The sequence below is a fragment of the Acidovorax kalamii genome (assembly GCF_002245625.1).
In the GTDB taxonomy this organism is placed as follows: domain Bacteria; phylum Pseudomonadota; class Gammaproteobacteria; order Burkholderiales; family Burkholderiaceae_C; genus Acidovorax; species Acidovorax kalamii.
Genome location: NZ_NOIG01000011.1, coordinates 175796 through 200107, shown reverse-complemented (window position 1 = coordinate 200107; position 24312 = coordinate 175796). Strand labels below are relative to the sequence as shown.

General features: G+C 65.4%; 24 protein-coding genes and 1 tRNA gene. 15 read left to right on the top strand and 10 right to left on the bottom strand.

Going from position 1 to position 24312, the window contains the following annotated elements:
• Positions 1 to 40: 40 nt before the first annotated feature.
• The 3 genes from CBY09_RS17740 to folC are packed head-to-tail and all read right to left on the bottom strand — an operon-like array spanning position 41 to position 2773.
• Positions 41 to 529 (bottom strand): CvpA family protein, encoded by a 489-nt coding sequence (locus tag CBY09_RS17740; protein WP_094290903.1) that lies wholly within the window; start codon positions 527 to 529, stop codon positions 41 to 43.
• Positions 530 to 564: 35 nt separating this feature from the next.
• Positions 565 to 1413, bottom strand: a complete 849-nt coding sequence (locus CBY09_RS17735; protein ID WP_094290902.1) for an SPOR domain-containing protein — start codon at positions 1411 to 1413, stop codon at positions 565 to 567.
• Between the two features lie 34 nt (positions 1414 to 1447).
• Positions 1448 to 2773 carry a bifunctional tetrahydrofolate synthase/dihydrofolate synthase gene (folC, locus tag CBY09_RS17730; protein ID WP_094290901.1) on the bottom strand — a complete coding sequence of 442 codons (1326 nt, stop codon included), beginning with the start codon at positions 2771 to 2773 and terminating at the stop codon, positions 1448 to 1450.
• Between the two features lie 60 nt (positions 2774 to 2833).
• Here folC and CBY09_RS17725 point away from each other — a divergent pair, with 60 nt between their 5' ends.
• From CBY09_RS17725 to argG, 4 genes are all read left to right on the top strand, one after another.
• The gene (locus tag CBY09_RS17725) at positions 2834 to 3220 is read left to right on the top strand and encodes an ArsC family reductase (protein ID WP_094291220.1); all 387 of its coding nucleotides are present in this window, start codon (positions 2834 to 2836) and stop codon (positions 3218 to 3220) included.
• 173 nt (positions 3221 to 3393) lie between these two features.
• A complete protein-coding gene (locus CBY09_RS17720) occupies positions 3394 to 4044 on the top strand; it encodes a glycine zipper 2TM domain-containing protein (protein WP_094290900.1) in 651 nt (216 codons plus the stop codon).
• 182 nt (positions 4045 to 4226) lie between these two features.
• Positions 4227 to 4544 (top strand): pyrimidine/purine nucleoside phosphorylase, encoded by a 318-nt coding sequence (ppnP, locus tag CBY09_RS17715; RefSeq protein WP_094290899.1) that lies wholly within the window; start codon positions 4227 to 4229, stop codon positions 4542 to 4544.
• Positions 4545 to 4574: 30 nt separating this feature from the next.
• Entirely contained in the window at positions 4575 to 5912 is a 1338-nt protein-coding gene (argG, locus tag CBY09_RS17710; RefSeq protein WP_094290898.1) for an argininosuccinate synthase, read from the top strand.
• A 181-nt stretch (positions 5913 to 6093) separates the two neighbouring features.
• On the opposite strand, the gene murB is transcribed toward argG, so the two are convergent.
• Entirely contained in the window at positions 6094 to 7167 is a 1074-nt protein-coding gene (gene murB / locus CBY09_RS17705; protein ID WP_094290897.1) for a UDP-N-acetylmuramate dehydrogenase, read from the bottom strand.
• Between the two features lie 73 nt (positions 7168 to 7240).
• Between murB and CBY09_RS17700 the strand changes: the two genes are divergently transcribed.
• The 3 genes from CBY09_RS17700 to CBY09_RS17690 are packed head-to-tail and all read left to right on the top strand — an operon-like array spanning position 7241 to position 9461.
• Positions 7241 to 7726, top strand: a complete 486-nt coding sequence (locus tag CBY09_RS17700; protein ID WP_056063745.1) for a YajQ family cyclic di-GMP-binding protein — start codon at positions 7241 to 7243, stop codon at positions 7724 to 7726.
• 43 nt (positions 7727 to 7769) lie between these two features.
• On the top strand, positions 7770 to 8435 hold the full coding sequence (locus tag CBY09_RS17695; RefSeq protein ID WP_205734163.1) for a retropepsin-like aspartic protease family protein: 666 nt from the start codon (positions 7770 to 7772) through the stop codon (positions 8433 to 8435).
• A gap of 6 nt (positions 8436 to 8441) precedes the next feature.
• Positions 8442 to 9461, top strand: a complete 1020-nt coding sequence (locus tag CBY09_RS17690; RefSeq protein ID WP_094290896.1) for an HD-GYP domain-containing protein — start codon at positions 8442 to 8444, stop codon at positions 9459 to 9461.
• A 57-nt stretch (positions 9462 to 9518) separates the two neighbouring features.
• Here the strand turns inward: CBY09_RS17690 and plsY are convergent, their stop codons facing one another.
• The 3 genes from plsY to CBY09_RS17675 all read right to left on the bottom strand — a co-directional run bounded on the left by plsY (position 9519) and on the right by CBY09_RS17675 (position 11773).
• Positions 9519 to 10193 carry a glycerol-3-phosphate 1-O-acyltransferase PlsY gene (gene plsY / locus CBY09_RS17685; protein WP_094290895.1) on the bottom strand — a complete coding sequence of 225 codons (675 nt, stop codon included), beginning with the start codon at positions 10191 to 10193 and terminating at the stop codon, positions 9519 to 9521.
• A 57-nt stretch (positions 10194 to 10250) separates the two neighbouring features.
• The gene (locus CBY09_RS17680; RefSeq protein ID WP_094290894.1) at positions 10251 to 10742 is read right to left on the bottom strand and encodes an aminoacyl-tRNA deacylase; all 492 of its coding nucleotides are present in this window, start codon (positions 10740 to 10742) and stop codon (positions 10251 to 10253) included.
• A 71-nt stretch (positions 10743 to 10813) separates the two neighbouring features.
• Positions 10814 to 11773, bottom strand: a complete 960-nt coding sequence (locus CBY09_RS17675) for a LysR family transcriptional regulator (RefSeq protein WP_094290893.1) — start codon at positions 11771 to 11773, stop codon at positions 10814 to 10816.
• A 152-nt stretch (positions 11774 to 11925) separates the two neighbouring features.
• Between CBY09_RS17675 and CBY09_RS17670 the strand changes: the two genes are divergently transcribed.
• Both CBY09_RS17670 and CBY09_RS17665 read left to right on the top strand, forming a co-directional pair.
• A complete protein-coding gene (locus tag CBY09_RS17670) occupies positions 11926 to 12924 on the top strand; it encodes a Bug family tripartite tricarboxylate transporter substrate binding protein (protein WP_094290892.1) in 999 nt (332 codons plus the stop codon).
• Between the two features lie 25 nt (positions 12925 to 12949).
• Positions 12950 to 14374 (top strand): M20 family metallopeptidase, encoded by a 1425-nt coding sequence (locus CBY09_RS17665; RefSeq protein ID WP_094290891.1) that lies wholly within the window; start codon positions 12950 to 12952, stop codon positions 14372 to 14374.
• Between the two features lie 91 nt (positions 14375 to 14465).
• Here the strand turns inward: CBY09_RS17665 and CBY09_RS17660 are convergent, their stop codons facing one another.
• Positions 14466 to 15527 carry an aldo/keto reductase gene (locus CBY09_RS17660; protein ID WP_094291218.1) on the bottom strand — a complete coding sequence of 354 codons (1062 nt, stop codon included), beginning with the start codon at positions 15525 to 15527 and terminating at the stop codon, positions 14466 to 14468.
• A gap of 154 nt (positions 15528 to 15681) precedes the next feature.
• On the opposite strand from CBY09_RS17660, the gene CBY09_RS17655 reads away from it, so the two are divergent.
• The 6 genes from CBY09_RS17655 to CBY09_RS17630 all read left to right on the top strand — a co-directional run bounded on the left by CBY09_RS17655 (position 15682) and on the right by CBY09_RS17630 (position 22430).
• The gene (locus CBY09_RS17655; RefSeq protein WP_094290890.1) at positions 15682 to 16590 is read left to right on the top strand and encodes an alpha/beta fold hydrolase; all 909 of its coding nucleotides are present in this window, start codon (positions 15682 to 15684) and stop codon (positions 16588 to 16590) included.
• A 202-nt stretch (positions 16591 to 16792) separates the two neighbouring features.
• A protein-coding gene (gene prfB, locus CBY09_RS17650) for a peptide chain release factor 2 (protein WP_108723929.1) occupies positions 16793 to 17897 on the top strand; the annotation gives its coding sequence in 2 pieces (ribosomal slippage) (positions 16793 to 16873 and positions 16875 to 17897; 1104 coding nt in all).
• 9 nt (positions 17898 to 17906) lie between these two features.
• Positions 17907 to 18584, top strand: a complete 678-nt coding sequence (locus CBY09_RS17645; RefSeq protein WP_094291217.1) for an HAD family hydrolase — start codon at positions 17907 to 17909, stop codon at positions 18582 to 18584.
• A complete protein-coding gene (gene pepN / locus CBY09_RS17640) occupies positions 18565 to 21312 on the top strand; it encodes an aminopeptidase N (protein WP_094290889.1) in 2748 nt (915 codons plus the stop codon). Before CBY09_RS17645 ends, pepN begins: the two co-directional genes overlap by 20 nt.
• A gap of 22 nt (positions 21313 to 21334) precedes the next feature.
• Entirely contained in the window at positions 21335 to 22342 is a 1008-nt protein-coding gene (locus CBY09_RS17635; RefSeq protein WP_063460605.1) for a class 1 fructose-bisphosphatase, read from the top strand.
• A gap of 12 nt (positions 22343 to 22354) precedes the next feature.
• A tRNA-Thr gene (locus tag CBY09_RS17630) sits at positions 22355 to 22430 on the top strand.
• A 146-nt stretch (positions 22431 to 22576) separates the two neighbouring features.
• On the opposite strand, the gene CBY09_RS17625 is transcribed toward CBY09_RS17630, so the two are convergent.
• Together CBY09_RS17625 and nirD are read right to left on the bottom strand one after the other, a co-directional pair.
• A complete protein-coding gene (locus CBY09_RS17625) occupies positions 22577 to 23854 on the bottom strand; it encodes a nitrate- and nitrite sensing domain-containing protein (RefSeq protein WP_240515772.1) in 1278 nt (425 codons plus the stop codon).
• Between the two features lie 100 nt (positions 23855 to 23954).
• A complete protein-coding gene (gene nirD / locus CBY09_RS17620) occupies positions 23955 to 24311 on the bottom strand; it encodes a nitrite reductase small subunit NirD (protein ID WP_240515771.1) in 357 nt (118 codons plus the stop codon).
• Position 24312: the final 1 nt, after the last annotated feature.

The window sequence follows — 24312 nt, the reverse complement described above, 5'->3', positions numbered from 1 at the left end:
AACCCCATGGCAGCAGCTTGTGACCGCCACCCCATCGATATCAAGAAGGCAGATGCCTACCAAATTCTTCCGGCAGCGCCGGTTTCAAGCCCCTGAGCACTTCGGCGAGCACCGGGGCAGCTTGTGACTCCTGCCACCAGGGCGCTTCGTGCAGCGAGGTCAGCCCCACCACCACAGCCACCGCCAGCAGCAGCACCATGCCGCGCAGCACGCCAAAAACAGCCCCCAGCGTGCGGTCAGCGGGCCGCAGGCCAATGGCCTCGATCAGCTTCTTGGCCAGCCAGCTCACAAACCCGCAGGCAAACACCGACGCCACGAACACCACGACAAAACCCGCCGCATACCGCAGCGATCCCGCCGACTCGCCCAGAGGCAGCAGCGCCGCCATGTCCGCCGCAAACCACTGGGCAACAAAAAAAGACACCACCCAGCCCAGCAGCGACAACACTTCAAACACCAGGCCACGCCAGGCACCCACCAGCATCGAAGCCAGCAGCACCGCGACGAAAATCCAATCCAGCGCAGCCATGGACACAAAAAACAGAAACCGCCGGGCCGCCCGGCTTACAGCGTCAGCACCGAGGCCGACAGCTCCAGCGCCTTGATGCGCGCAGCCGCCTTGTCCGCCTCGGCCCGGTTGGTGAAGGGACCCACACGCACCCGCGTGCGTTTTCCATCTTTGGTGTCCACCACCTGGGTATAGGTCTTGAGGCCGGCACGCTCCACCTTGGTGCGTGCTTCACGGGCCTTTTCGGCATCGGCAAACGCCCCCACCTGGACGATAAAACGGCTTTCTTCGGCATTTGCGCTGGCCGCTGGTTCGGCGCTGCGGCCTTCCAGCAGGGCCCGGGCGCGCGCCGAGTCATCGGGGCGTTGCGCCGGTTTTGGCTCCGGCGCGGGCGCAGGTGCCGCAGGCGGTTTGGTGTCGGGCTTGGGTGCAGCCGCAGGGGCGGCCGCAGCCACGGTGGGCGCTGCGGGCGCAGGCTTGGCAGCAGATGGACGCGCGCTCTGCACCAGCTCTTCCCCTTCCGTCAGCCCGTTGGTGGCCGCGCTGCGCGGTGCTGATGCACGTTGCACAGCAGGGGCAGCAACCTGGGGCAGAGCAGGCGTCGCAGGCTTGGGCACAGGGGCCTCGGCCACAGGCGCAGGCACAACCAGCGGCGCAACCTTGTTGCGGTCAGGAATCTCAATGGGAATATCGACGGGCACAGGTCGGGGCTGGGTGTCGAACAGCAGGGGGAACCCGATCACCCCGACCAGGACCAGTACGGCAGCGCCAATGAGCCGGTGGCGGGCCCGGCGGCGCATCACCTCGATACTCTCGGCCTGCGGCGTACGCGCGCCACGCCTGGACGGTTTTTCGGCCTGTTGCTGCTCACCCTGCCCGGGCCACCGAAACTTGAAAAATGCCATGGAGTAACGACTCGTGCGGACCTCAGAACCTGCCCTATTGGCCCAGATGTTTGGCCTGCAGGCGAGGTGTTCCGTTGATCAGCACACCGCCCACCGTATAAAACGAGCCAAAGACCACGATTCTATCAGCGGGGTCTGCCGCAGCCACCGCAGCCGCCAGGGCCTGCATGGGGTCCGCATGCACGCTCGATGTCACATCCCGGCGGCCACCAGCCACCATCTGCACGGCATTCCACTTCTGCTGCAGCGTGGCCGCCGTCTCTGCGCGCGGAGTGGGCAGGTTGGTGAAGTACCAGCGGTCCACCAGAGGCCCCACCTTGGCCAGCATGGGCCCCAGATCCTTGTCGGCCATGGCACCAAAAACGGCGTGCGTGGTGGGGAAGAACCCCATGGCATCCAGATTGGCCGTGAGGGCCGCCACCGAATGGGGGTTGTGCGCCACGTCCAGCACCAGGGTCGGCTGGCCGGGCACGATCTGGAATCGGCCGGGCAACTCCACCAGGGCCAGACCATTGCGCACGGCCTGCGCAGTCACCGGGAGGCGGTCGCGCAGGGCCTCCAGCGCAGCCAGCACGCCCGAGGCATTGACCAGCTGGTTGGCGCCCCGCAGGGAGGGATAGGCCAGCCCGGCATAGCGCCGCCCCCGCCCCGCCCAGCTCCACTGCTGCTTGTCGCCCGAAAAATTGAAATCGCGCCCGAAGCTCCACAGGTCCGCCCCGATCTCGCGGGCATGGTCCACCACGCTCTGCGGGGCCATGGGGTCGCTCACGATCACTGGACGGCCGGTGCGCATGATGCCCGCCTTCTCGCGGCCAATGCTTTCGCGGTCAGGCCCCAAAAACTCGGTGTGGTCGATGTCGATGCTGGTGATCACGGCGCAGTCGGCATCGATGATGTTGGTCGCATCCAGCCGTCCCCCCAGGCCCACCTCCAGGATCGCGACATCCAGCCGCGCGTGGCTCATCAGCCGCAGGATGGCCAGGGTGGTGAACTCGAAGTAGGTCAGCGATACTTCATCGCCATTTTGGACCCTTGCGCGCTCCACAGCTTCGAAGTGCGCTACCAAATCAGAAGCAGACACACTTTCGCCATGCACACGGCAACGCTCCTCAAAATGCACCAAATGGGGCGATGTGTACACCCCCGTACGGTAGCCCGCCTGCTGGGCCACGGCCTCCAGCATGGCGCAGGTGGAGCCCTTGCCATTGGTGCCCGCCACCGTGATCACCGGGCATTCAAAACGCAGCGCCATGCGGCGTGCCACCACGCTGACCCGGTCCAGGCCCATGTCGATGTTGTGGGGGTGCAGCTGCTCGCAATGGCGCAGCCAGCCTTCCAGAGTGTGGGGTTTGGTTTGCATACTGCCCGGGATTGTCGCCGAGCCCCATTCCCCACGGCGTTTTCGAGGATGATGCGCGGCATGACCAACGCCCGCATCACCCTCTACGGCATTCCCAACTGCGATACCGTCAAAAAATCCCGCGCCTGGTTCACCGAACAAGGGCTGGACTACCAGTTCCACGACTTCAAGAAACAAGGCGTGCCCACTGCCCAGTTGCCCGGCTGGCTGAGCGCCGTGGGCTGGCAGAAGCTCGTCAACCGCCAGGGCACCACCTGGCGCAAGCTGGATGCAGGCACCCAGGCGGCGGTCACGGACGACGCCAGCGCCAGCGCTCTGATGCACGACCAGCCCAGCGTGATCAAGCGGCCGGTGGTCAAATGGCACAACGCGGGCCATACCCAGGTATCCGTGGGCTTTGTGCCCGATCAGTGGCAGGCTTGGCGCGACGCAGCGCCCAAAGGCTGACGAACCTGCAGGGACATACCGACTGAATGACCGGCTGACATTTGCCCGCCAACGCGGGAAAATCGCACAAATCTTTACGCAGATTTACGGCTGCCAGGGCCCGAATTGACGTCACGGGCCTAAACTTTTCTTGTGTTCGGCGCGTTATGTACCGACCCGAAAGGAGTTTCTCCATGAAAAAGATCGTCATTTTTTCCGCGATGGCTGCTGTCGCCTCCCTGGCAAGCGCCCAGGAACAGGGCCGAGTGCTGTCCGCCACGCCCATCGTGCAGCAAGTGGGCATCCCCCAGCAGGTGTGCGGCAATGAAACCGTGTACAGCGGCAATCGCACCAGCGGCGCTGGCGCCGTGATGGGCGCCATTGCGGGCGGTGCTGCAGGCAATGCCATCGGCAAGGGCAGTGGCCGTGCAGCCGCCACTGCCATCGGCGTGATCGGCGGGGCCGTGCTGGGCAATCAGATCGAAGGCGGCCAGCCCCAGTACCAGAACGTGCAGCGCTGCACCACCGAGACCTACTACGAAAACCGCACCGTGGGCTACAACGTGGTGTACGAGTACGCAGGCAGGCAGTACACCACACGCACCCAGAACGACCCCGGCCGCTGGATTCCGCTGAGCGTGCAGCCCACGGGCCAGACCTATTCCACCCAGCCTGACCCCTACGCCCAGCAAGGCGTGTACAGCCAACCCGGCGTGGTCACATCCACCTACCCGGTGCAGCCGGTCTACCAGCAGCCCACCTATGTGACGCCGCCCGTGACGGTGATTGAGTATGGCTACGACCGGCCGTACTACCCGCACCACCGCAACCCGTACTGGCGCTGAGCGGGCGCCTGGGGCCCCAAACTCCAGACCCTGAGTATTCGCCACCAAAAAATGGAGCCCTTCGGGGCTCTTTTTTTTGGCGCCCCGGACCCTGGTGCAGGTTTCGTTGGGCCAGGCCACCAGGGCCGCGCCACCCCTGCCCTAAAATCGCGGGTTTCCTCCAACCCCATCCTGCGCTATCCATGACCACCGAAAAAATCGACGGCGTGTCCGTCACCACCCAGGCCAATGTGTACTTTGACGGCAAGTGCGTGAGCCACGGCATCACCTTCCCCGATGGCACGAAGAAGTCGGTGGGCGTAGTGCTGCCCGCAACGCTCACCTTCAACACCGGTGCGCCCGAGATCATGGAATGCGTCGCAGGCTCCTGCGAATACAAGCTGGCCAGCACCGACACCTGGGTGACGTCGTCCGCAGGCGAAAAATTCAGCGTGCCCGGCAACTCGAAGTTCGACATCCGCGTGACCGAGGCCTACCACTACATCTGCCACTTCGGCTGATCGCACCCCACACCGCAACGGACCCCGCACATGGCCACCATTCTCCAAAACCTGCCCCTGGGGCAAAAAGTCGGCATCGCCTTTTCGGGCGGCCTCGATACCAGCGCAGCCCTGCACTGGATGAAGCTTAAGGGCGCCATGCCCTACGCCTACACCGCCAACCTGGGCCAACCCGACGAGCCCGACTACGACGCCATCCCCAAGAAGGCGATGGAATACGGCGCAGAAAAAGCCCGCCTGGTGGACTGCCGAACCCAACTGGCCCACGAAGGCATTGCGGCCCTGCAGGCAGGCGCTTTCCACATCAGCACCGGCGGCCTGACCTACTTCAACACCACGCCCCTGGGCCGCGCCGTGACCGGCACCATGCTGGTGGCAGCCATGAAGGAAGACGACGTCAACATCTGGGGCGACGGCTCGACCTTCAAGGGCAACGACATTGAGCGCTTCTATCGCTACGGCCTGCTGACCAACCCATCCCTCAAGATCTACAAACCCTGGCTGGACCAGCGGTTCATCGACGAGCTGGGTGGCCGCGCCGAAATGTCGGCCTTCATGACGGCAGCCGGATTTGGCTACAAGATGAGCGCCGAGAAGGCCTACAGCACCGACAGCAACATGCTGGGCGCCACGCACGAGGCCAAGGACCTGGAGTTTCTGAACAGCGGCATCCGCATCGTCAACCCCATCATGGGCGTGGCTTTCTGGAAGCCTGAGGTGGAAGTGAAGGCCGAGGAAGTCTCCGTGACCTTCAACGAAGGCCAGCCCGTGGCGCTGAACGGCAAGGAGTTCAACGACCCGGTCGAGCTGATCCTGGAAGCCAACCGCATCGGGGGCCGCCACGGCCTGGGCATGAGCGACCAGATCGAAAACCGCATCATCGAAGCCAAGAGCCGCGGCATCTATGAAGCCCCGGGCCTCGCACTGCTGCACATCGCCTACGAACGCCTGGTCACCGGCATCCACAACGAGGACACCATCGAGCAGTATCGCCTCAACGGCCTGAAGCTCGGCCGCCTGCTGTACCAGGGCCGCTGGTTCGACCCCCAGGCCATCATGCTGCGCGAAACCGCCCAGCGCTGGGTGGCCCGCGCCGTGACCGGCACCGTGACGCTGGAACTGCGCCGTGGCAACGACTACTCGCTGCTCAACACCGAGTCGCCCAACCTGACCTACGCGCCCGAGCGCCTGTCGATGGAAAAGGTGGAAGACGCGCCGTTCAGCCCGCTGGACCGCATTGGCCAGCTGACGATGCGCAACCTGGACATCTCGGACACGCGCGACAAGCTGGGCGTGTATGCGCGCGCGGGCCTGCTGTCGCTGGGTGGCAATGCCGCCCTGGCGCAGCTGGAAAACGACCGCAAGTGAGTTTTGCGAGACTTTGCCACTCGAAATAGTGGCAAAAAATGGCTCTTGCGCGCGACCACCATGCGCTAGCAGCTATCAAAAAATGAGCAAAGCCACCGGAGACGGTGGCTTTTCTTTTGCCCGTGCGGTGCTGCTGGGGTCTGCCGGGATTTGAAGACGATCTGGCAGAGGCTTGCGGAGCCTACACCACCACCGGCTCCGGCTCCAGCCGGATGCCGAAGCGCTCGTACACGCTGGTCTGGATGGCCTTGGCCAGCGTCATCACCTCGCCGCCCGTCACGCTGTCGGCGCCCTGCCCCCGGTTCACCAGCACCAGGGCCTGCTTCTCGTACACACCGGCCTTGCCGATGGACTTGCCCTTCCAGCCACAAGCATCAATCAGCCAGCCCGCCGCCAGCTTGATGCTGCCGTCGGGCATGGGGTAGTGCACGATGCGCGGCTCGCGCGCGATGATGTCGGCGCACTGGTCGGGCGAGACCGTGGGGTTCTTGAAGAAGCTGCCTGCGTTGCCCACCACAGCCGGGTCGGGCAGCTTGGCGCGGCGGATGTCGCAGATCCAGTCGAAGATCTGCTGGGCCGTGGGCTGCAGCACGCTCTCTTCCGCCATGCGGCGCTCCAGGTCCAGATAGCCCAGCACCGGCTTCCAGGGTTTGGGCAGGCGAAAACGCACATGGGTGATCACAGCACGCCCTTCCAGACCCATGCCCCGGGGCAACCCGTCCGCACCGGGCATGTCCGAAGGCGCGTGCTTGAACACCGAGTCCCGGTAGCCAAAACCGCACTGCGCGGCGTCCAGCGTGAAGGTGTGGCCCGTGGCCAGGTCGATGGCGTCCAGGGATTCAAAGCGGTCCTGCAGCTCCACGCCATAGGCGCCGATGTTCTGTACGGGCGATGCGCCCACGGTGCCGGGGATCAGGGCCAGGTTCTCCAGCCCCGGGAAGCCCTGCGCCAGCGTCCAGGCCACGCAGTCGTGCCAGACCTCGCCAGCGCCCGCCTCCACGATCCACGCCTTGGGGGTTTCTTCCACCAGGCGCAGACCCTTGATCTCCATCTTGAGCACCACGGGCTTCACATCGCCGGTCAGGATGATGTTGCTGCCCCCGCCCAGCACAAACTTGGGCGCGGCCGCCAGCTCCGGGTCGGCCAGCACGGCCCGCACATCGGCGGTGGAATGCACGCGCACCAGCGTCTGCGCGCGTGCAGCAATGCCGAAGGTGTTGCAGGGCTGCAAAGGGACGTTTTTCTCGACTACCATTGGCCCGATTGTCGCATTCGCCCTTTGGAAGGGCTGCGATTTGCCCCCTGTTTCCCCGAGATTGAGAACCACCATGCCATCTTTTGACACCGTCTGCGAAGCCAACCTGGTTGAAGTGAAAAACGCCGTGGAGAACACCGCCAAGGAAATCGCCACCCGCTTCGACTTCAAGGGCACCTCGGCCAGCATCGAGATCAAGGACAAGGACATCACCCTGATCGGCGATGCCGACTTCCAGCTCACCCAGATCGAGGACGTGCTGCGCAACAAGCTCACCAAGCGCAGCGTGGACGTGCGCTTCCTCGACATGGGCGATGTCCAGAAAATGGGCGGCGACAAGGTCAAGCAGGTCATCAAGGTGCGCAACGGCATCGAGAGCGAGCTGGCCAAGAAGATCCAGAAGCTGCTCAAGGAGAGCAAGCTCAAGGTGCAAGGCGCCATCCAGGAAGACAAGGTGCGCGTGACGGGCGCCAAGCGCGACGATCTGCAAGCCGCCATGGCGCTGATCCGCAAGGACGTGACCGACGTGCCGCTGTCGTTCGACAACTTCCGCGACTGAGCCTTGCGCCCGGCAAGATACACCCACTTTGATCACCCACACCATGACCAAGCCCGTACACCTGCTGCCCACCGCCATGGTGGCCCTTGGCGGGCTTCTGCTGGCCACCGCCGGAGCGGTGCATGCGCAGTCAGTGGCGCTGGCCGGCATGCTGGGCAGCAAGGCCTTGCTGGTGGTGGATGCCCACCCGCCGCGTGCGGTGGGCGCCGGGGATGAATTCCAGGGGGTCAAGGTCATCGCGGTGCTCAAGGAAGAAGCCACCGTCGAGGTCAAGGGCGAGCGGCGCATCCTGCGGCTGGGCGAAGCCCCGGTGCGCGTGGGGGGCCGCAGCGGCGCCAGCGGCAGGCGCCTTGTGCTGACCGCCGACAGCCGGGGGCATTTTGTGAACAGCGGCACCATCAATGGCAAGGTGATGCAGTACATGGTCGATACCGGTGCCACCACCGTCGCCATTGGCCGCCCTGATGCTGACCGGATGGGGCTGAACTACCAGAGCGGCCAGCCCGTGCGCATGAGTACTGCCAACGGTATCGCACAAGGCTGGCGCATGAAGCTTGACTCGGTGCGCGTTGGCGACGTGGAAGTGTTTGGGGTGGAGGCCATCATCACCTCCCAGCCCATGCCCTATGTGCTGCTGGGCAACAGTTTTCTGAACGAATTCCAGATGACGCGCAGCAACGACCAGATGGTGCTCGAAAAACGCAACTGACCCGCCATGTCCGCCCACCCCGCCATCAGCCACCCGCATTCCGAGGGCGAGTACGAGGATCTTCTGAGCCTCTGGTCCGACCTGGAATCGGCGCTGTCGGTGTTGCTAGCGCGGCCGCTGCAGGTGCAGGATTTCCCCGGCAAGGTGCGGCAGTTCGACACCTGGCTGCAAGACCTGGTGGCGCACGACATTGATGCGGCGCTGTATCTGATGTTCCAGCTTGCGTCCACGTCCACCGTGGGCTACAGCGCATCCCACGCGCTGGTGTGCGGCACGCTGTGCCACATCATGGCGCTTGAACTCAAGCTGCCCCAGCGGGAGCGGGACAGCCTGGTGCGCGCCGCGCTGACCATGAACATCGGCATGACCGCGCTGCAGGACGAACTGGCCGAGCAGCGCGAGCGGCCTACCGCCGCGCAGCAGGAAGCCATCAAGAGCCACCCGGAAGAAAGCATGCTGCTGCTGGAGCGCCTGTTCATCAGCGATGCGCTCTGGCTGGATGTGGTGGGGCAACACCACGCCAGCATTGCCGAGCGGGTGCCTCTGGCCAACCAGGACCCGGAAGACCGGCTCACACGCATCCTGGGCACCATCGACCGCTATGCGGCCATGATCAGCCCGCGCAAGTCACGTGCGGGCCGAAGCGCCACCGACTCGGTGCGCGCCATCGTGGGGCAGGAAGTGGACCAGCGCGACGAGGTGAGTTACACCCTGGTCCGCTCCATCGGGCTGTGCCCGCCCGGCACTTTTGTGAAACTGGACAACGGCGACACAGCCATCGTGCTGCGTCGCAGCGACAAGGCCAACCACCCCCTGGTGGCCAGCCTGCTCGACCGCAGCGGCAGCCACCACGCCCAGCCCAGCCTGTACCAGACCGCCTCGGGCAAACCACGCATCCAGTCGGCCCTGGCGCGCTCGGCGGTGAGCCTGGAACTCAACCATCGCACCATGGTGCGGCTGGGTTTGTATGCCGCCCAGCACAGCGCCGGGCTGCGGGGGCTGGTCACGGGGCCTGGGGCGCTCTGAGCCCCCTCCTATCACCCGGCCTGCAAGGCGCCCGGGAGATTGGGAGCATCTTTCGCGCTACTTGTGCGCCTTGCCAGACGGCGCGCCCGCCTCGGCACCCGGCTTGTCCTTCTTGCCGCCCAGGCGCGACTCCTTGCCTGCCACCAGCCGCTGGATGTTCTCCTTGTGCCGCCAGGCCAGCAACAGCGCCATCACCACCATCGAAGCGGCAATCGTGCCTTCGGCATACCAGACCACGCCGTCCACCAGCAGGTAGTACACCGGCGCAAACACAGCGGCCACCAGCGAAGCCAGCGACGAATAGCGAAAGAAAAAGGCGATGATGACCCAGGTGAGTGCCGTGGCCAGGCCGAGCCAGCCACTGACGCCCACCAGCACGCCCAGCGCCGTGGCCACGCCCTTGCCGCCCTCGAAGCGGAAGAACACCGGCCAGAGGTGCCCCAGAAATGCCGCCAGCCCCACCAGGGCCACGGTGCCGTCTTCCAGGCCGTAAGGGTGGCCAAACCACATCACCAGCGCCACGGGCAGCCAGCCCTTCACGGCATCCAGCAGCAGCGTGATGATGGCGGCTGCCTTGGAACCCGAACGCAGCACATTGGTAGCGCCGGGGTTCTTGCTGCCGTAAGTGCGCGGGTCGGAGAGGCCCATGACCCGCGTCACGATGACGGCAAACGACAGCGAGCCCAGCAGGTAGGCAGCCACAGCGGCAAGAACGGGATAAACGGCGGTCAAAGCAACTCCTTGGAAATCAAATGGTCAGCCTGCTGACGGGCTGTATCGCGCGGCGGCCTATTCTGCCAGCGCACATTGCACGGGTTTGGCACCCAGCAGCTGCACACACACCTGCGGGTCCAGCTGCACCAGAAAACCTCGGCGTCCGCCGTTGATGGCAATGCGGGGCAGCGCGAGGATGGTTTCTTCAATGTAAACCGGCATGGTGCGCCGCGTGCCAAAGGGTGACGTGCCGCCCACCAGGTAGCCGCTGTGCCGGTTGGCCACCTCGGGCGCGCAGGGCTCGACCGACTTGGCACCAATCTGGCGCGCGAGGTTTTTGGTGGACACCTTGCGGTTGCCGTGCATCAGCACCAAGAGCGGCTTGGCGTCCTGGTCCTGCATGACGATGGTCTTGACCACGGTGAACGGGTCCAGCCCCAGCACCTCGGCGCTGTGCATCGCGCCGCCGTGCTCCAGGTACTCATACGGGTGTTCGGTGAAAGCCACCTTGTTCGCCTTGAGCAACTGGGTGGCTTGGGTCTCGGAAACGTGTTCTTTCTTGGCCATGGTGTGGTGCGGACAGGGCACCGATGGTATCCGTATCCAAATGTGAGCGTGTGGGGACCTGCGGCGATGTGTCAGAACACCGGGGCAGGCGCTGTGGCGGCCTTGCGGCGTCGCCCTACCTTGCGCTTGCCGTACTCCTCGATGGCGACCACCAGCGCTTTGGTGAACTGCTGCACCAGGACGGATGGCACCCGCCCCTCGGCCGCCAGCACTTGCAGGCGCCGCTGCTGCAACTGGGCTTCGTCAAACGGCCGGGCCGCCAGCAGGCCCGCCTCCACCCAGCGCGCCGCCGTGAGGTAGCTGGCCAGCACCACGTCCTGCCCGCTGAGCAGCGGCAGCAGGGCCGACGAGAAATTGCTCTCCACGGCAGGCACGTAGCGCAGCCCCTGCACCGCACAGCTCAGGTCAAACAGCTGCCGCCCCGTGGTGTTGGCCGCGCCCAGCAGCAGCGGGTAGCGCACCACGTCGGCCACGGTCACGCTGCGCTGGCGGGCCAGCGGATGCTGCGCGGGCATGACGGCATAAATAGGGGCAATCGCCGAGTGCAACACCTGCAGGCCCTTTTCGGGCGCTGTGCTGTACTTCAGCGCCAGATCGACCTCGCCCCGCAGCACCAGGGCCGACACCTCCTGCGGCACCGCCACCTGCAACTGCAGTTGCACCTGCGGGTGCGCCTGCCGAAACCCCGCCATCACCAGCGGCATGAAGGCTGCCGCAAACCCTTCGGTGCAGGCCAGCCGTACCCGCAAGGCGGCTTGGGCCGACAAATCCTGCAGTTGATCCACCAGCTCCAGCGCCTGCGCATCGTGCGCACTGGCATGGGCCAGCAGCCGGGTGCCCGCGTCGGTCAGAGCCATGCCCCGGGCCTGGCGCTCGAACAGGACCACGCCCAGGCTGTCTTCCAGCTTGCCCAGCTGGCGGCTCACGGCCGACGCCGCCACATGCAGGCGTTGCGCCGCCTGGTTGACGGAACCGGTGCGCGCCACCTCCAGAAAGTAGCGCAGAGGCAGGCTGAGCAATGAGGCGGTCACGGCGTATCCAATCACAAAAAGGCAATGGTCAATTGCCAAATCTCTATTCAAAGCAATGGTAAACCAGCATCCATCTTGCATGGCTTGAGGCTCCAATTCACCCATGCCCCGCCGCACCCGTTGGTGCCAGGGCGCTTCCCACCGGAGTCCGCATGAAACACCTTGTTCGAGCCTCGTTGCTCTCCGCAGCCCTGGTCGCCCTCGCCAGCGGCAGTAGCCTGTCATTTGCCCAGACCACCGCGCCATTGGATGCCTGGCCCCAGCGCCCCTTGCGTGTGGTGGTGCCCTTTCCGCCCGGCGGCGGCACCGATGCCGTGGCCCGCGCACTGGGCCAGAAGCTGTCTGCGCGCCTGGGCCAGCCGGTGGTCACCGACAACAAGCCCGGTGCCTCCACCATCATCGGCACCGAGACCGTGGTCAAGGCCGAGCCCGATGGCTACACCCTGCTGGTGTCGGGCTCCACCAGCTACACCGTGAACGCCGCGCTGCGCCACAAGCTGCCATATGACCCGCTGAAGGACCTGGCCCCTGTGGCCATCGTGGCGCGCGCGCCGCTGGTGATCGTGGTCAACGCCAATGCGCCCTACAAAGACCTGGCCGCGCTGATTGCTGCGGCGAAGGCAGCGCCCAAAACCATCAACTACGCCACGTTCGGCTCGGGGTCGGCCCCGCACCTGGTCGGTGCCCTGCTGGAGCAGGCGGCTGACGTGCGCCTGCAGGACGTGCCCTACCGGGGCAGCGCGCAGGCCATGATGGGCCTGATTGGCGGCGAGATCCAGATGGCCATCGACACCGTGGCCAGCGCCGCACCCCATGTGCGATCCGGCAAGCTGCGGGCGCTGGCAATTGCGGGCAACGAGCGTGCGCGCGCCCTGCCCTCTGTGCCTACCGTGACAGAGCAAAAGCTGCCGGATGCCGCCTTTGACGGCTGGTATGCCGTGGCCGCGCCCGCACGCACGCCCGCACCCATCGTGAACAAGCTGATCAAGGAAGTGGAAGCTGCGATGCGTGATCCCCACCTGCAGGAGCAGATCCGCGCCCAGGGCATGGAGCCCGTGTTTGTGGGCCCGAAAGCCATGCACGCGGCCATGGACAACGAAATTGGCCGCTACCGCGCACTGGCCCACCGCGCCAAGATCGTGGTGGATTGAAGAGCACCAGAACAGGACCCGCACCATGACCCGCCAACAACTGATCGACAACGTCCAGCGCTACTTTGACGATGGCCGCTTTGCCACCGACCTGCGCCGCCGTGTGGCTTGGCGCACCGAAAGCGACACCGGCAAGGTGCCGCCCGAACTGCGCGCCTACCTCACCGACGAAATGGTGCCCTGGCTCACGCCCCTGGGTTTTGAGTGCCAGGTGCTCGACAACCCCTCACCCCAAGGCGGCCCCTTTTTGGTGGCCCGACGCGTGGAAGACCCCGCCCTGCCCACCGTGCTCACCTACGGCCATGGTGACGTGGTCAACGGGCAGGACGCGCAATGGCGCGAGGGCCTTTCTCCATGGGAGCTGACCATCGAAGGCGAGCGCTGGTACGGCCGGGGCACGGCGGACAACAAGGGCCAGCACACCGTGAGCCTGGCCGCACTCGCCCACACCATCGAGGCCCGGGGCGGCCGCCTAGGCTACAACGTGACGCTGCTCATGGAGATGGGCGAAGAAGCAGGCTCGCCCGGCCTGGCTACCTTCTGCGAAGCGCACCGCGATGCACTGCGGGCTGACCTGTTTGTGGCCAGCGACGGCCCCCGTGTGAACGCGAGCCACCCCACCCTCTTCCTGGGATCGCGCGGTGCGATCAACTTTGCGCTCACCGTGCGCAGCCGCGACAAGGCCTACCACTCGGGCAACTGGGGCGGCGTGTTGGCCAACCCCGCCACGGCGCTCACCCACGCGCTGGCCACACTGGTGGACGCGAAGGGCCGCATCCTCGTCAAAGGCCTGCTGCCGCCTGCGGTGCCCGACAAGCTGCGCACGGCGCTCAAGGATGTGGTGATCGGTGCCGATGCCGACGCCCCGGCGCTCACACCCGGCTGGGGCGAGCCTGGCTTGACACCGGCTGAACAACTGGTGGGCTGGAACACGCTGGAGGTGCTGGCGCTGGGCGCGGGCAACGCGCAGCGGCCCATCAACGCCATCCCATCGCAGGCGGTGGCGCACTGCCAGCTGCGTTTTGTGGTGGGCACCGATTGGCAGAACGTGCAAGCCACGCTGCGCGAGCACCTGGACGCACACGGTTTCAGCCAGGTCGAGATCACCATGGGCATGCACTGCGGCGCCACGCGGCTCGATCTGCACAACCCCTGGGTGGACTGGACGATGGCCTCACTGCAGGCCAGCGCAGGCCAGCCCGCCACGCTGCTGCCCAACCTGGCAGGCTCGCTGCCCAACGACATCTTTGCCGACCAGCTGGGCCTGCCCACGCTGTGGGTGCCGCACTCGTACCCCGCCTGCGCCCAGCATGCGCCCAACGAGCATTTGCTGGCGCCCGTGGCGCGCGAAGGGCTGGCGGTGATGGCGGGGCTGTTCTGGGACCTTGGTGAGCCGCAAGGGACGCCATGGATTGAAGGGCGCACGACTCGGCAGGAGGCAACTGCCTGACCGCAGCGCGCACAGATTCGCAAGAAAACAAAGGGGCCTGCACGGCCCCTTTTTTGGTCTTGCGGATTCACAGGGCCATGCCCTGCCCGGGTCACAGCGCTGGGTCGCGCAGCTCCCAGCGGATCGCGTCGATTTCCTTCAGCACGTCGGGCGACAGCGTGGTGCCCCAGGCATTCAGGTCTTCCTCCAGCTGCGCCACCGACGTCACGCCGATGATGGTGCTGGCCACCTGCCATTTGGTGTAGCAGAACGCCAGCGCCATCTGCGTGGGCGTGAGGCCATTTGCGCGGGCCAGCGCGTTGTAGCGGCGCGAGGCAGCCAGCGCCTCGGGGCGGCCCCAGCGCTGCTTGCGCACCGATTCATAGGTGGCAATGCGCGCGCCTTGGGGGGCGTTCGGGCCGGTGGCGCCGCTTTCGTCGTACTTGCCCGTCAGCAGGCCAAAGCCCAGGGGCGAGTACGCCAGCAACGACACATCCAGGCGGTGGCAGGTTTCGTCCATGCCGTTTTCCCAGGTGCGGTTGATCAGGCAGTACGGGTTCTGCACCGTGGCCACACGCGGCAGACCGTGCTGTTCGGCCAGGCGCACGAACTCGTGCACGCCATAGGGGGTTTCGTTCGACAGGCCGATGTAGCGCACCTTGCCCGCCTTCACCAGCCCGGCCAGCGCTTCGAGCTGTTCGCGGATGGGGGTTTGCGAGGTTTCCTTGGCAGGGTCGTAGTACAGGTTGCCGAACGCGGGCACATGGCGCTCGGGCCAGTGGATCTGGTAGAGGTCGATCACATCGGTCTGCAGGCGGCGCAGGCTGCCTTCGCACGATGCTACGATGTCGGCCGCCGTCATGCCCTTGCCCTCGCGCACCCATGGCATGCCGCGCGATGGGCCGGCCACCTTGGTGGCCACCACCAGCTTCTGGCGCGCGCCCGGGTTCCTGGCAAACCAGTTGCCGATGATGGTTTCGGTAGCGCCGAAGGTTTCGGCCTTGGCAGGCACGGAATACATCTCTGCCGTGTCGATGAAGTTCACGCCGCGCTCAAGCGACCGGCTCAGGATGGCGTGGGAATCGGCTTCGTTGACCTGCTCGCCGAAGGTCATGGTGCCCAGGCAAATGGGGGTGACAAGCAGGTCACTCTGACCCAAGCGGACGGTGTTCATGCGGTGAAAGCTCCAGATGATCGGGATAAACAAGGCCTGCGGCGGCCGCGGCAGGCGATAGTACAAGCGATCGCCAAAACCTGCCGGGCGCCGGACTCCTTGGTGACAGCCGGGCACTGGGGTGGGCGCACCATCGACTTACCATTTGCGGAACATGTACCAAGTTCTCAAACCCTCGCGCAGCAGCACGCTGCCCATGCGCCACCTGAACTACCACGTCCGCCACTGGGGCCCCGACACCAGCCCGCTGCCCACGCTGGTGCTGCTGCACGGCTGGATGGATGTGGGTGCCTCGTACCAGTTCACGGTGGACGCGCTGCAGCATGAACGCCGCATCATCGCCCCCGACTGGCGCGGCTTTGGCCTGACTACCGGCGCACCGGTGGACCACTATGTGTTTGCCGACTACCTGGCCGACCTGGACCTGCTGCTGGACCACTACGCCCCTGGCGAGGCCATCGACCTGGTGGGCCACAGCATGGGCGGCAACGTGGCCATGATGTATGCGGGCGTGCGGCCCGAGCGCATCCGCCGCCTGGTGAACCTGGAGGGCTTCGGCCTGCCCGCCACACGGCCCGACCAGGCGCCCAAGCGCTATGCGCAGTGGATCGACGAGATCAAGCAGCTGCACTCCGGCGACATGGCGCTCAAGAGCTATGACAGCCAGGAAGGCGTGGCCCGCAGGCTGATGAAAACCAACCCGCGCCTGTCTGAGGACAAGGCCCAATGGCTCGCAGGCCACTGGGCGCAGCCCAACACACAGGGCCAGTGGGAGATCCTGGGCGACCCGGCCCACAAGATCACCAGCGCCCAGCTCTACCGGCTGGACGAAGCGATGGCGCTGTACAAGAACATCACCGCCCCCGTGCTGGCCGTGGAGGCCAGCGACGACAGCCTGGGCCAGTGGTGGAAGGGCCGCTATACGCTGGAGGAGTACCACCAGCGCCTGACCCATGTGCGCAACTGCCGCACGGCCGTGGTGCACGACGCCGCGCACATGCTCCACCACGACCAGCCTGCGCAGGTGGCGCGCCTGATCGAGGAGTTTCTGGAGCAGGCCTAGCAAAAACTCAAGCGAAAACAGGGCCCACCGCCCGATGGATATGCCTTTTTAGCTATCATTTTTGATTCATCAGCACATCCATAGCGACCCGGCGGGCCCGGGCCTTTGCGCGCCAACGCCCGTCGCAGGGCTTTGGCGGGGCACTTTGCTTGTCCCATGAGAAAATCGCGGGTTATTCAACAGAACACGCAGGACAAGAACCATGGACGCAGAACGCATCAACCTCATCGGCACCACCCTCGACGACCTGGCTCTGCGCACGGCAGAGTTACGGAGGTATCTTTGACTTCGATGCCAAATTCGAACGCCTGCGCACGGTAAACGCATCGCTGGAAGACCCGGCTGTCTGGAACGATCCCAAGAAGGCCCAGGAGCTGGGCAAGGAACAAAAGTCGCTCTCCAGCGTGGTCGTCACGCTCGACAAGCTGACGCGCGAGCTGGCCGACAACGCCGAGCTGTATGAGATGAGCAAGGAGGAAGGCGACGAGGCTGGCCTCATGACCATCGAGGCCGAGACCGCCAAGCTCAAGCCGCTGATCGAGGAACTGGAGTTCCGCCGCATGTTCAGCAACGAGGCCGACCCGCTCAACTGCTTTGTGGACATCCAGGCTGGCGCCGGTGGCACCGAGGCCTGCGACTGGGCCAGCATGCTGCTGCGCCAATACCTCAAGTACGCCGAGCGCAAGGGCTTCAAGGCCACGGTCGAAGACGAAACGCCCGGCGACGTGGCGGGCATCAAGAGCGCCACGATCAAGATCGAAGGCGAATACGCCTACGGCCTGCTGCGCACCGAAACCGGCGTGCACCGCCTGGTGCGCAAGAGCCCGTTCGACAGCTCGGGCGGCCGCCACACCTCGTTTGCGTCGCTGTTTGTCTACCCCGAGATCGACGACTCCATCGAGATCAACATCAACCCCGCCGACGTGCGCACCGATACCTTCCGTGCCTCTGGCGCGGGCGGCCAGCACATCAACAAGACCGACTCGGCCGTGCGCCTGACACACATCCCCACCGGCATCGTGGTGCAGTGCCAGGATGGCCGCAGCCAGCACAGCAACCGCGACGTGGCATGGCAGCGCCTGCGCAGCCGCCTGTATGACTTCGAAATGCGCAAGCGCCAGGAGGAGCAGCAGAAGCTGGAAGACACCAAGACCGACGTGGGTTGGGGCCACCAGATCCGCAGCTATGTGCTGGACAATAGCCGCATCAAGGACCTGCGCACCAACGTCGAAATCTCGGCCACGCAAAAGGTGCTGGATGGCGACCTCGATGCCTTCATCGAAGCCTCTCTGAAGCAAGGCGTCTAAGCGATGCGGATGCGCACCGACGCCATCATCTTCGACATGGACGGCACCATGATCGACTCCATGCCCTGGCACGCCCAGGCGTGGGTCGAGTTTGCACGCCGCCGGGGCATGGACATCGACGTGCCCGACCTCATGGCCCGCACCACCGGCAAGAACGGCACCGAGTGCATCGTGGAACTGCTGGGCCGTGCCGTGTCGCAGGACGAGGCCGACGCGCTCACGCACGAAAAAGAAACCATCTACCGCGAACTGTTCGCCCCGCGCTTCTCCGAAGTGGCGGGGTTTCGCCAGTTCGCGGCGCAGGTGCGTGCCCGTGGCCTCAAGGTGGCCGTGGGTACGGCGGGCGACATCGGCAACGTGGAATTCGCCCTGGGCCACCTCGGCCTGGAACCGGCGCCACAGGCCATCGTGCGCGGCGACGAGGGCCTGCCCGGCAAGCCCCAGCCTGCCATTTTTCTGGAAGCCGCACGCCGCATTGCGGCCGACCCGGCGCACTGCATCGTCTTTGAAGACGCACCTTTTGGCATCGAAGCCGCGCGCCGGGCCGGCATGCGTGCCGTGGCCATCTGCAGCACCCACACGCCCGAGCAGCTGGCCGGGCCGCATGTGCTGGCTGCCGTGCGCGACTACACCGAACTCATGAATACCGACTTTCTGGAGAGCATCCATGTTGCAGCAACTGCTTAGCGCGGACGGAAGTGGAGACGGAGCAGGCCAGACCATCGCCATCCGCCGCGAGGACTACACCGCCCCCGCCTACTGGATCGACAGCGTTGAACTCACCTTCGACCTGGACCCGAACAAGACCCGCGTGCTTAACCGCATGGTGCTGCGCCGCAACCCCGAGGTGGCGGCCGAGCCGCTGAAGCTGGACGGCGACGAGCTGAACCTGGCGCGTGTGCTGGTCAACGGCCAGGGCACCTCGTTCAAGATGGAAGGCGCCCGCCTGGTGCTGGAGAACCTGCCCGAAGGCAATGAGCCTTTCGCGCTGGAGATCTTCACCACCTGCTGCCCCGCCAAGAACACGCAGCTCATGGGCCTGTATGTGAGCCAGGGCACCTTCTTCACGCAGTGCGAGGCCGAGGGCTTTCGCCGCATCACCTACTTCCTGGACCGCCCCGATGTGATGGCCAGCTACACCGTCACGCTGCGCGCCGACAAGGCCCAGTACCCGGTGCTGCTCTCCAACGGCAATCTGGTGGACAGTGGCGACCTGGAGGATGGCCGCCACTTCGCCAAGTGGGTGGACCCGCACAAGAAGCCCTGCTACCTGTTCGCCCTGGTGGCGGGCAAGCTGGTGGCGCGCGAACAGCACATCAGGAGCCGTTCGGGCACCGACCACCTGCTGCAGGTCTACGTACGGCCCGGCGATCTGGGCAAGACCGAACACGCGATGAACTCGCTGATGTACAGCGTGGCCTGGGATGAAGCCCGCTTTGGCCTGCCGCTGGACCTGGAACGCTTCATGATCGTTGCCACCAGCGACTTCAACATGGGCGCGATGGAGAACAAGGGCCTGAACATCTTTAACACGAAGTACGTTCTGGCGAGCGAATCCACGGCCACCGACACCGACTTCGCCAACATCGAAAGCGTGGTCGGCCACGAGTACTTCCACAACTGGACGGGCAACCGCGTGACTTGCCGCGACTGGTTCCAGCTGAGCCTGAAGGAAGGCCTCACGGTCTTCCGCGACCAGGAATTCAGCATGGACCTGGCGGGCAGCCCGTCGGCCCGCGCCGTCAAGCGCATCGAGGACGTGCGCGTGCTGCGCACCGCGCAGTTCCCCGAGGACGCGGGCCCCATGGCCCACCCCGTGCGCCCCGACAGCTACGTCGAGATCAACAACTTCTACACCGTCACCATCTATGAAAAGGGTGCCGAGGTCGTGCGCATGCAGCACAACCTGGTGGGCCGCGAAGGCTTTGCCAAGGGCATGAAGCTGTACTTCGAACGCCACGACGGCCAGGCCGTGACCTGCGACGACTTCGTGCAGGCCATCGCCGATGCCAACCCCGCCAGCCCACTCGCGCAGCACCTGCCCCAGTTCAAGCGCTGGTACAGCCAGGCTGGCACACCCCGCGTGCGCGCCACCGGCCGCTACGACGCCGCCACGCGTTGCTATGCACTCACGCTGTCGCAAAGCTGCGCGGCCACACCCGGCCAGAGCGAGAAGCTGCCCTTCGTCATCCCGGTGGAACTCGGCCTGATCGACGCCCGCACCGGCGCTGCCCTTCCCCTGCACCTGTCGGGCGAAGAGTCGTCGGGCAACACATCCCGCGTGGTCGTGCTCACCGAGGCGTCGCAGACGCTGACCTTCACCAACCTCGATGCCGAACCCGTGCCCTCGCTGCTGCGCGGTTTCAGCGCGCCCGTGGTGCTGGACATCGACTACACCGACGCACAACTGCTGACGCTGCTGGCGCACGACACCGACGCCTTCAACCGCTGGGAAGCGGGCCAGCGCCTGGCACTCCGAATCGCTATAAATTCAATAGCAAACAACGCTTTACAGACAGGCGGCAACGGCCGATTTGAGCATCAAATCCTGCCCGCAGAGTTTGTGGACGCCATGCGCGCCGTGCTGCGCAACCCCTCGCTGGATGCCGCATTCAAGGAACTGGTGCTCACCCTGCCGTCCGAAACCTACATCGCCGAGCAGCAGGAAGTGGTGGACCCCCAGCGCATCCACGCCGTGCGCGAAGCCATGCGCGAGCAGCTGGCCGTCTCGCTGCAAGCCGACTGGGAATGGGCCTGGGAGCAGAACCAGGACACCGGCGGCTACCGCCCCGACCCCGTCTCCTCCGGCCGCCGCGCGCTCAGCGGCCTGGCGCTGCACATGCTGTGCATCGCCGCCCAGCGCACGGGTGACGAAGTCTGGCCCGGCAAAGCCTACCAGCGCTTCAAGGTGGCCAGCAACATGACGGACCGGTTCAACGCGCTCACAGCCCTGGTGGCCAGTGGCAGCGCGCTGGCGGCCCCGGCCCTGGCACGTTTTCACGCCCTGTTCAAGGACGAGCCCCTGGTCATCGACAAGTGGTTCGCACTGCAGGCAGGCGCCCCAGACCGGGGCGGCAATGTGCTGCCCGCCGTGCGCCAGCTCATGTCGCACCCGGACTTCAGCCTCAAGAACCCCAACCGCGCACGCAGCGTGATCTTCAGCTACTGCAGCGCCAACCCCGGCGCATTCCACCGTGCCGATGCAGCGGGCTATGTGTTCTGGAGCGACCGCGTGATCGAGCTGGACGCCATCAACCCGCAGGTCGCAGCCCGCCTTGCGCGCGCACTCGACCGCTGGAAGAAGCTGGCAGACCCCTGGCGCAGCGCCGCCCGCGAGGCCATCGCCCGCGTTGCCGCCAAGCCCGATCTGTCCAACGACGTGCGCGAGGTCGTCACCCGCGCGCTGGCCGACTAATCCATCTGAAAGCAGAGACCCCATGGCAAAAAGCATCAGCCTGACCCGCTACCTCGTTGAGCAGCAACGGGTGGACGGCCTCATTCCCTCGCAACTGCGCCTGCTGCTCGAAGTGGTGGCCCGCGCCTGCAAGAGCATCAGCCACGCCGTGAACAAAGGCGCGCTGGGCGGCGTGCTGGGCACGGCCAGCAGCGAAAACGTGCAGGGTGAGATCCAGAAGAAGCTCGACATCATCGCCAATGAGGTGCTGATCGAAGCCAACGAATGGGGCGGCCACCTGGCCGCCATGGCGTCCGAAGAAATGGACGGCATCTACCTCGTGCCCAACCGCTACCCGCAAGGTGAATACCTGCTGCTGTTCGATCCCCTGGACGGCTCTAGCAACATCGATGTGAACGTGAGCATCGGCACCATCTTCAGCGTGCTGAAAAAGCCTGATGGCGACCGGGGTGTGGAGGAAGGCGACTTTCTGCAACCCGGCACGCAGCAAGTGGCTGCGGGCTACTGCATCTACGGCCCGCAGACCACCCTGGTGCTCACCGTGGGCGACGGCGTGGCGATGTTCACGCTCGACCGCGAGCAGGGCTCCTTCGTGCTGACCGAAGAGAACATCCGCATTCCCGAAGACACCAAGGAATTCGCGATCAACATGAGCAACATGCGCCACTGGGACGAGCCCGTGAAGCGCTACATCGACGAATGCCTGCAGGGCAAGGAAGGCCCGCGCGGTAAGGACTTCAACATGCGCTGGATTGCCAGCATGGTGGCAGACGTGCACCGCATCCTGACCCGTGGCGGCGTCTTCATGTACCCCTGGGACAAGCGCGAGCCCAACAAGCCCGGCAAGCTGCGCCTGATGTACGAAGCCAACCCCATGGGTTGGCTGGTCGAGCAGGCCGGGGGTGCGGCCACCAACGGCAAGCAGCGCATCCTGGACATCCAGCCCACCCAGTTGCACGAACGCGTGAGTGTGATCCTCGGCTCAAAAAATGAGGTCGAGCGCGTGACAAGCTACCATTCCACGCTATAATTTGAGGCTTACGCCGGTGTAGCTCAGTCGGTAGAGCAGCTCATTCGTAATGAGAAGGTCGGGTGTTCGATTCATCTCTCCGGCACCAAATGAAAAGCCCTGATTCGCAAGAGTCAGGGCTTTTTTCATGGGCCTGGCGAGGGCCTTCATTCTCGGCGAACCCAGGGTATCGGCGCCATCAAGCACAGCGGCCCGCAGGTCTGGCCGCCGACGCAGCTCCCCAATAAAACGTTCTCAGGACCCGGGCTTGGGGTTGTGAGCGCCTCGCTGCGCAAACGCAAAATCCGGCAGAGACAGCGTGGCTTCTGCCACCTCCAGCAGGCGGCGGTTCTGGTCCATGGAGGTTTTCTGCAGTGCCCGGAAGGCCACTTCTTCGTTCATGCCCAGCCGCGCCATCAGCACGCCCTTGGCCCGCTCGATCACCTTGCGCTCGTTGAGCGTGCGGCGGGCGACCTCCAGCTCCGCTTCCATGCTGGCCATGCGCGCCGACTGGCTCTGCAGCAGATCCACCAGCGAGGCCGATTCACCTGCGTGGACAGAAGCACCGGCGGGGTCCGGTAGGGCCGATGGCGCCTGGGCCATGTCGAAAAATCGGTCTACTGCATGGGTACGCTGTGGCGGGTTGTCGCGCAGGCCGCGGAGCAAGCCCTTGGAATCCTGCAGGTCCTGCTGGGCCTCCAGGATGCGCGCCTCGCAGTCCTCGCGCAGGCGTTTGACGAGATCCACCTGCAGATGCCACAGCGCGTTGATGCGTTCGGAGCACAGGTCAAACCAGGTGTCGCTGAGGTCGCTGTCGAGCGCAGCCCCCGGCCGGGCCACGCACAGTGCGCGGCGCAGGCGCTCCAACTGGGCTGCGGCGGGCACCAGTTGCTGCTGCTCCCAACGGGCGCGCAGCGCGGGTTCGGCAAACTCTGAAAACACGCGCAGGCTGCGCTCCTGGGCATCGATGAGGTGAATCACCCGCTGCTGGTGCGCCTCGTTGCTGCTGCCAGACGCATACAGCAAGGCTCCCAGGGCCCGCTCCTGGCCCGCCTCTTCCTCGGCTTGCACCAGATGCAGCAAGGCCACCAGCATGCGCGACACACTGGGCAGGCCCGCCGCGTCAGCCACATGGAAGACCAGCTCGATCAGCCCCGCGATGAGGTGGCTGTAAGCCGCCACGGAGTCGTGCGCCGACATGGCCTGGCGCTCGATCTGGGTGCGCAGTGCGGGCAGCGACTCCAGACCCAGCAGGGCCCACGCCATCAGCGACAGCGCCTTGGCGGTGGCGCCCTGCCCTGGCTCGATGTGCTGCGCAAACACTTCGCGCAGCCGCGTTTCCAACGGCGCAACCTCTTCGATGACACGCAGCCGCACATCGGCAAACCGCTGCGCCTTGGACGCCAGGTACGCGCCCGAGACACCCCGCTCCCGCTGCAGGCCTTGGATCAACTGCCCGATCACATCCACCAGCTCAGCGCGGCTGGCGAGGTGGCGCACGGCATCAATCTCCAGCTGTTTGGAGCGAAGCACAAGGTTCGATACCGACAAAGACGCGGCCGGGTCTGGCATGCAAGGTTCCTGGGTGGTTGTTGTAGCGCAGCAGGCGCGCCGCGACGTGGCTGCGATTGTGTCAGGCCACAGCCACGCTGACACGGCCACCCACTGCGCGCACGCTGTGGGCGCTCACCGATTGCGCTGGTGTCTCCAGGCATTCGCCGGTCCGCAGGTCGAAGTGGTTTTTGTACAGCGGCGAGGCCACCACCACACGGTCACAAATGCTGCCCACCAGGCCCCGGGCCAGCACGCTGGCACCGGACTTGGGGTCCACATTGTCGATGGCGAAAAACTGGTCGGCGCCGACGCGGAACACTGCCACATGGCGGTTGGCCACCAGGGCGCAGACGCCGGTGCTGGGCAGGATGTCATCGACCGCACAAATGTCGGTCCAGGCAAGGGCATCAGTGCTGGTCATGGGGAGTGCGCTCATG

Excerpts from the sequence above, each read along its gene's own strand:
- CBY09_RS17740 (WP_094290903.1), bottom strand. The coding sequence starts at position 529 with ATGGCTGCGCTGGATTGGATTTTCGTCGCGGTGCTGCTGGCTTCGATG.
- CBY09_RS17735 (WP_094290902.1), bottom strand. The coding sequence starts at position 1,413 with ATGGCATTTTTCAAGTTTCGGTGGCCCGGGCAGGGTGAGCAGCAACAG.
- folC (WP_094290901.1), bottom strand. The coding sequence starts at position 2,773 with ATGCAAACCAAACCCCACACTCTGGAAGGCTGGCTGCGCCATTGCGAG.
- CBY09_RS17725 (WP_094291220.1), top strand. The coding sequence starts at position 2,834 with ATGACCAACGCCCGCATCACCCTCTACGGCATTCCCAACTGCGATACC.
- CBY09_RS17720 (WP_094290900.1), top strand. The coding sequence starts at position 3,394 with ATGAAAAAGATCGTCATTTTTTCCGCGATGGCTGCTGTCGCCTCCCTG.
- ppnP (WP_094290899.1), top strand. The coding sequence starts at position 4,227 with ATGACCACCGAAAAAATCGACGGCGTGTCCGTCACCACCCAGGCCAAT.
- argG (WP_094290898.1), top strand. The coding sequence starts at position 4,575 with ATGGCCACCATTCTCCAAAACCTGCCCCTGGGGCAAAAAGTCGGCATC.
- murB (WP_094290897.1), bottom strand. The coding sequence starts at position 7,167 with ATGGTAGTCGAGAAAAACGTCCCTTTGCAGCCCTGCAACACCTTCGGC.
- CBY09_RS17700 (WP_056063745.1), top strand. The coding sequence starts at position 7,241 with ATGCCATCTTTTGACACCGTCTGCGAAGCCAACCTGGTTGAAGTGAAA.
- CBY09_RS17695 (WP_205734163.1), top strand. The coding sequence starts at position 7,770 with ATGACCAAGCCCGTACACCTGCTGCCCACCGCCATGGTGGCCCTTGGC.
- CBY09_RS17690 (WP_094290896.1), top strand. The coding sequence starts at position 8,442 with ATGTCCGCCCACCCCGCCATCAGCCACCCGCATTCCGAGGGCGAGTAC.
- CBY09_RS17680 (WP_094290894.1), bottom strand. The coding sequence starts at position 10,742 with ATGGCCAAGAAAGAACACGTTTCCGAGACCCAAGCCACCCAGTTGCTC.
- CBY09_RS17670 (WP_094290892.1), top strand. The coding sequence starts at position 11,926 with ATGAAACACCTTGTTCGAGCCTCGTTGCTCTCCGCAGCCCTGGTCGCC.
- CBY09_RS17665 (WP_094290891.1), top strand. The coding sequence starts at position 12,950 with ATGACCCGCCAACAACTGATCGACAACGTCCAGCGCTACTTTGACGAT.
- CBY09_RS17660 (WP_094291218.1), bottom strand. The coding sequence starts at position 15,527 with ATGAACACCGTCCGCTTGGGTCAGAGTGACCTGCTTGTCACCCCCATT.
- CBY09_RS17655 (WP_094290890.1), top strand. The coding sequence starts at position 15,682 with ATGTACCAAGTTCTCAAACCCTCGCGCAGCAGCACGCTGCCCATGCGC.
- CBY09_RS17645 (WP_094291217.1), top strand. The coding sequence starts at position 17,907 with ATGCGCACCGACGCCATCATCTTCGACATGGACGGCACCATGATCGAC.
- pepN (WP_094290889.1), top strand. The coding sequence starts at position 18,565 with ATGTTGCAGCAACTGCTTAGCGCGGACGGAAGTGGAGACGGAGCAGGC.
- CBY09_RS17635 (WP_063460605.1), top strand. The coding sequence starts at position 21,335 with ATGGCAAAAAGCATCAGCCTGACCCGCTACCTCGTTGAGCAGCAACGG.
- nirD (WP_240515771.1), bottom strand. The coding sequence starts at position 24,311 with ATGAGCGCACTCCCCATGACCAGCACTGATGCCCTTGCCTGGACCGAC.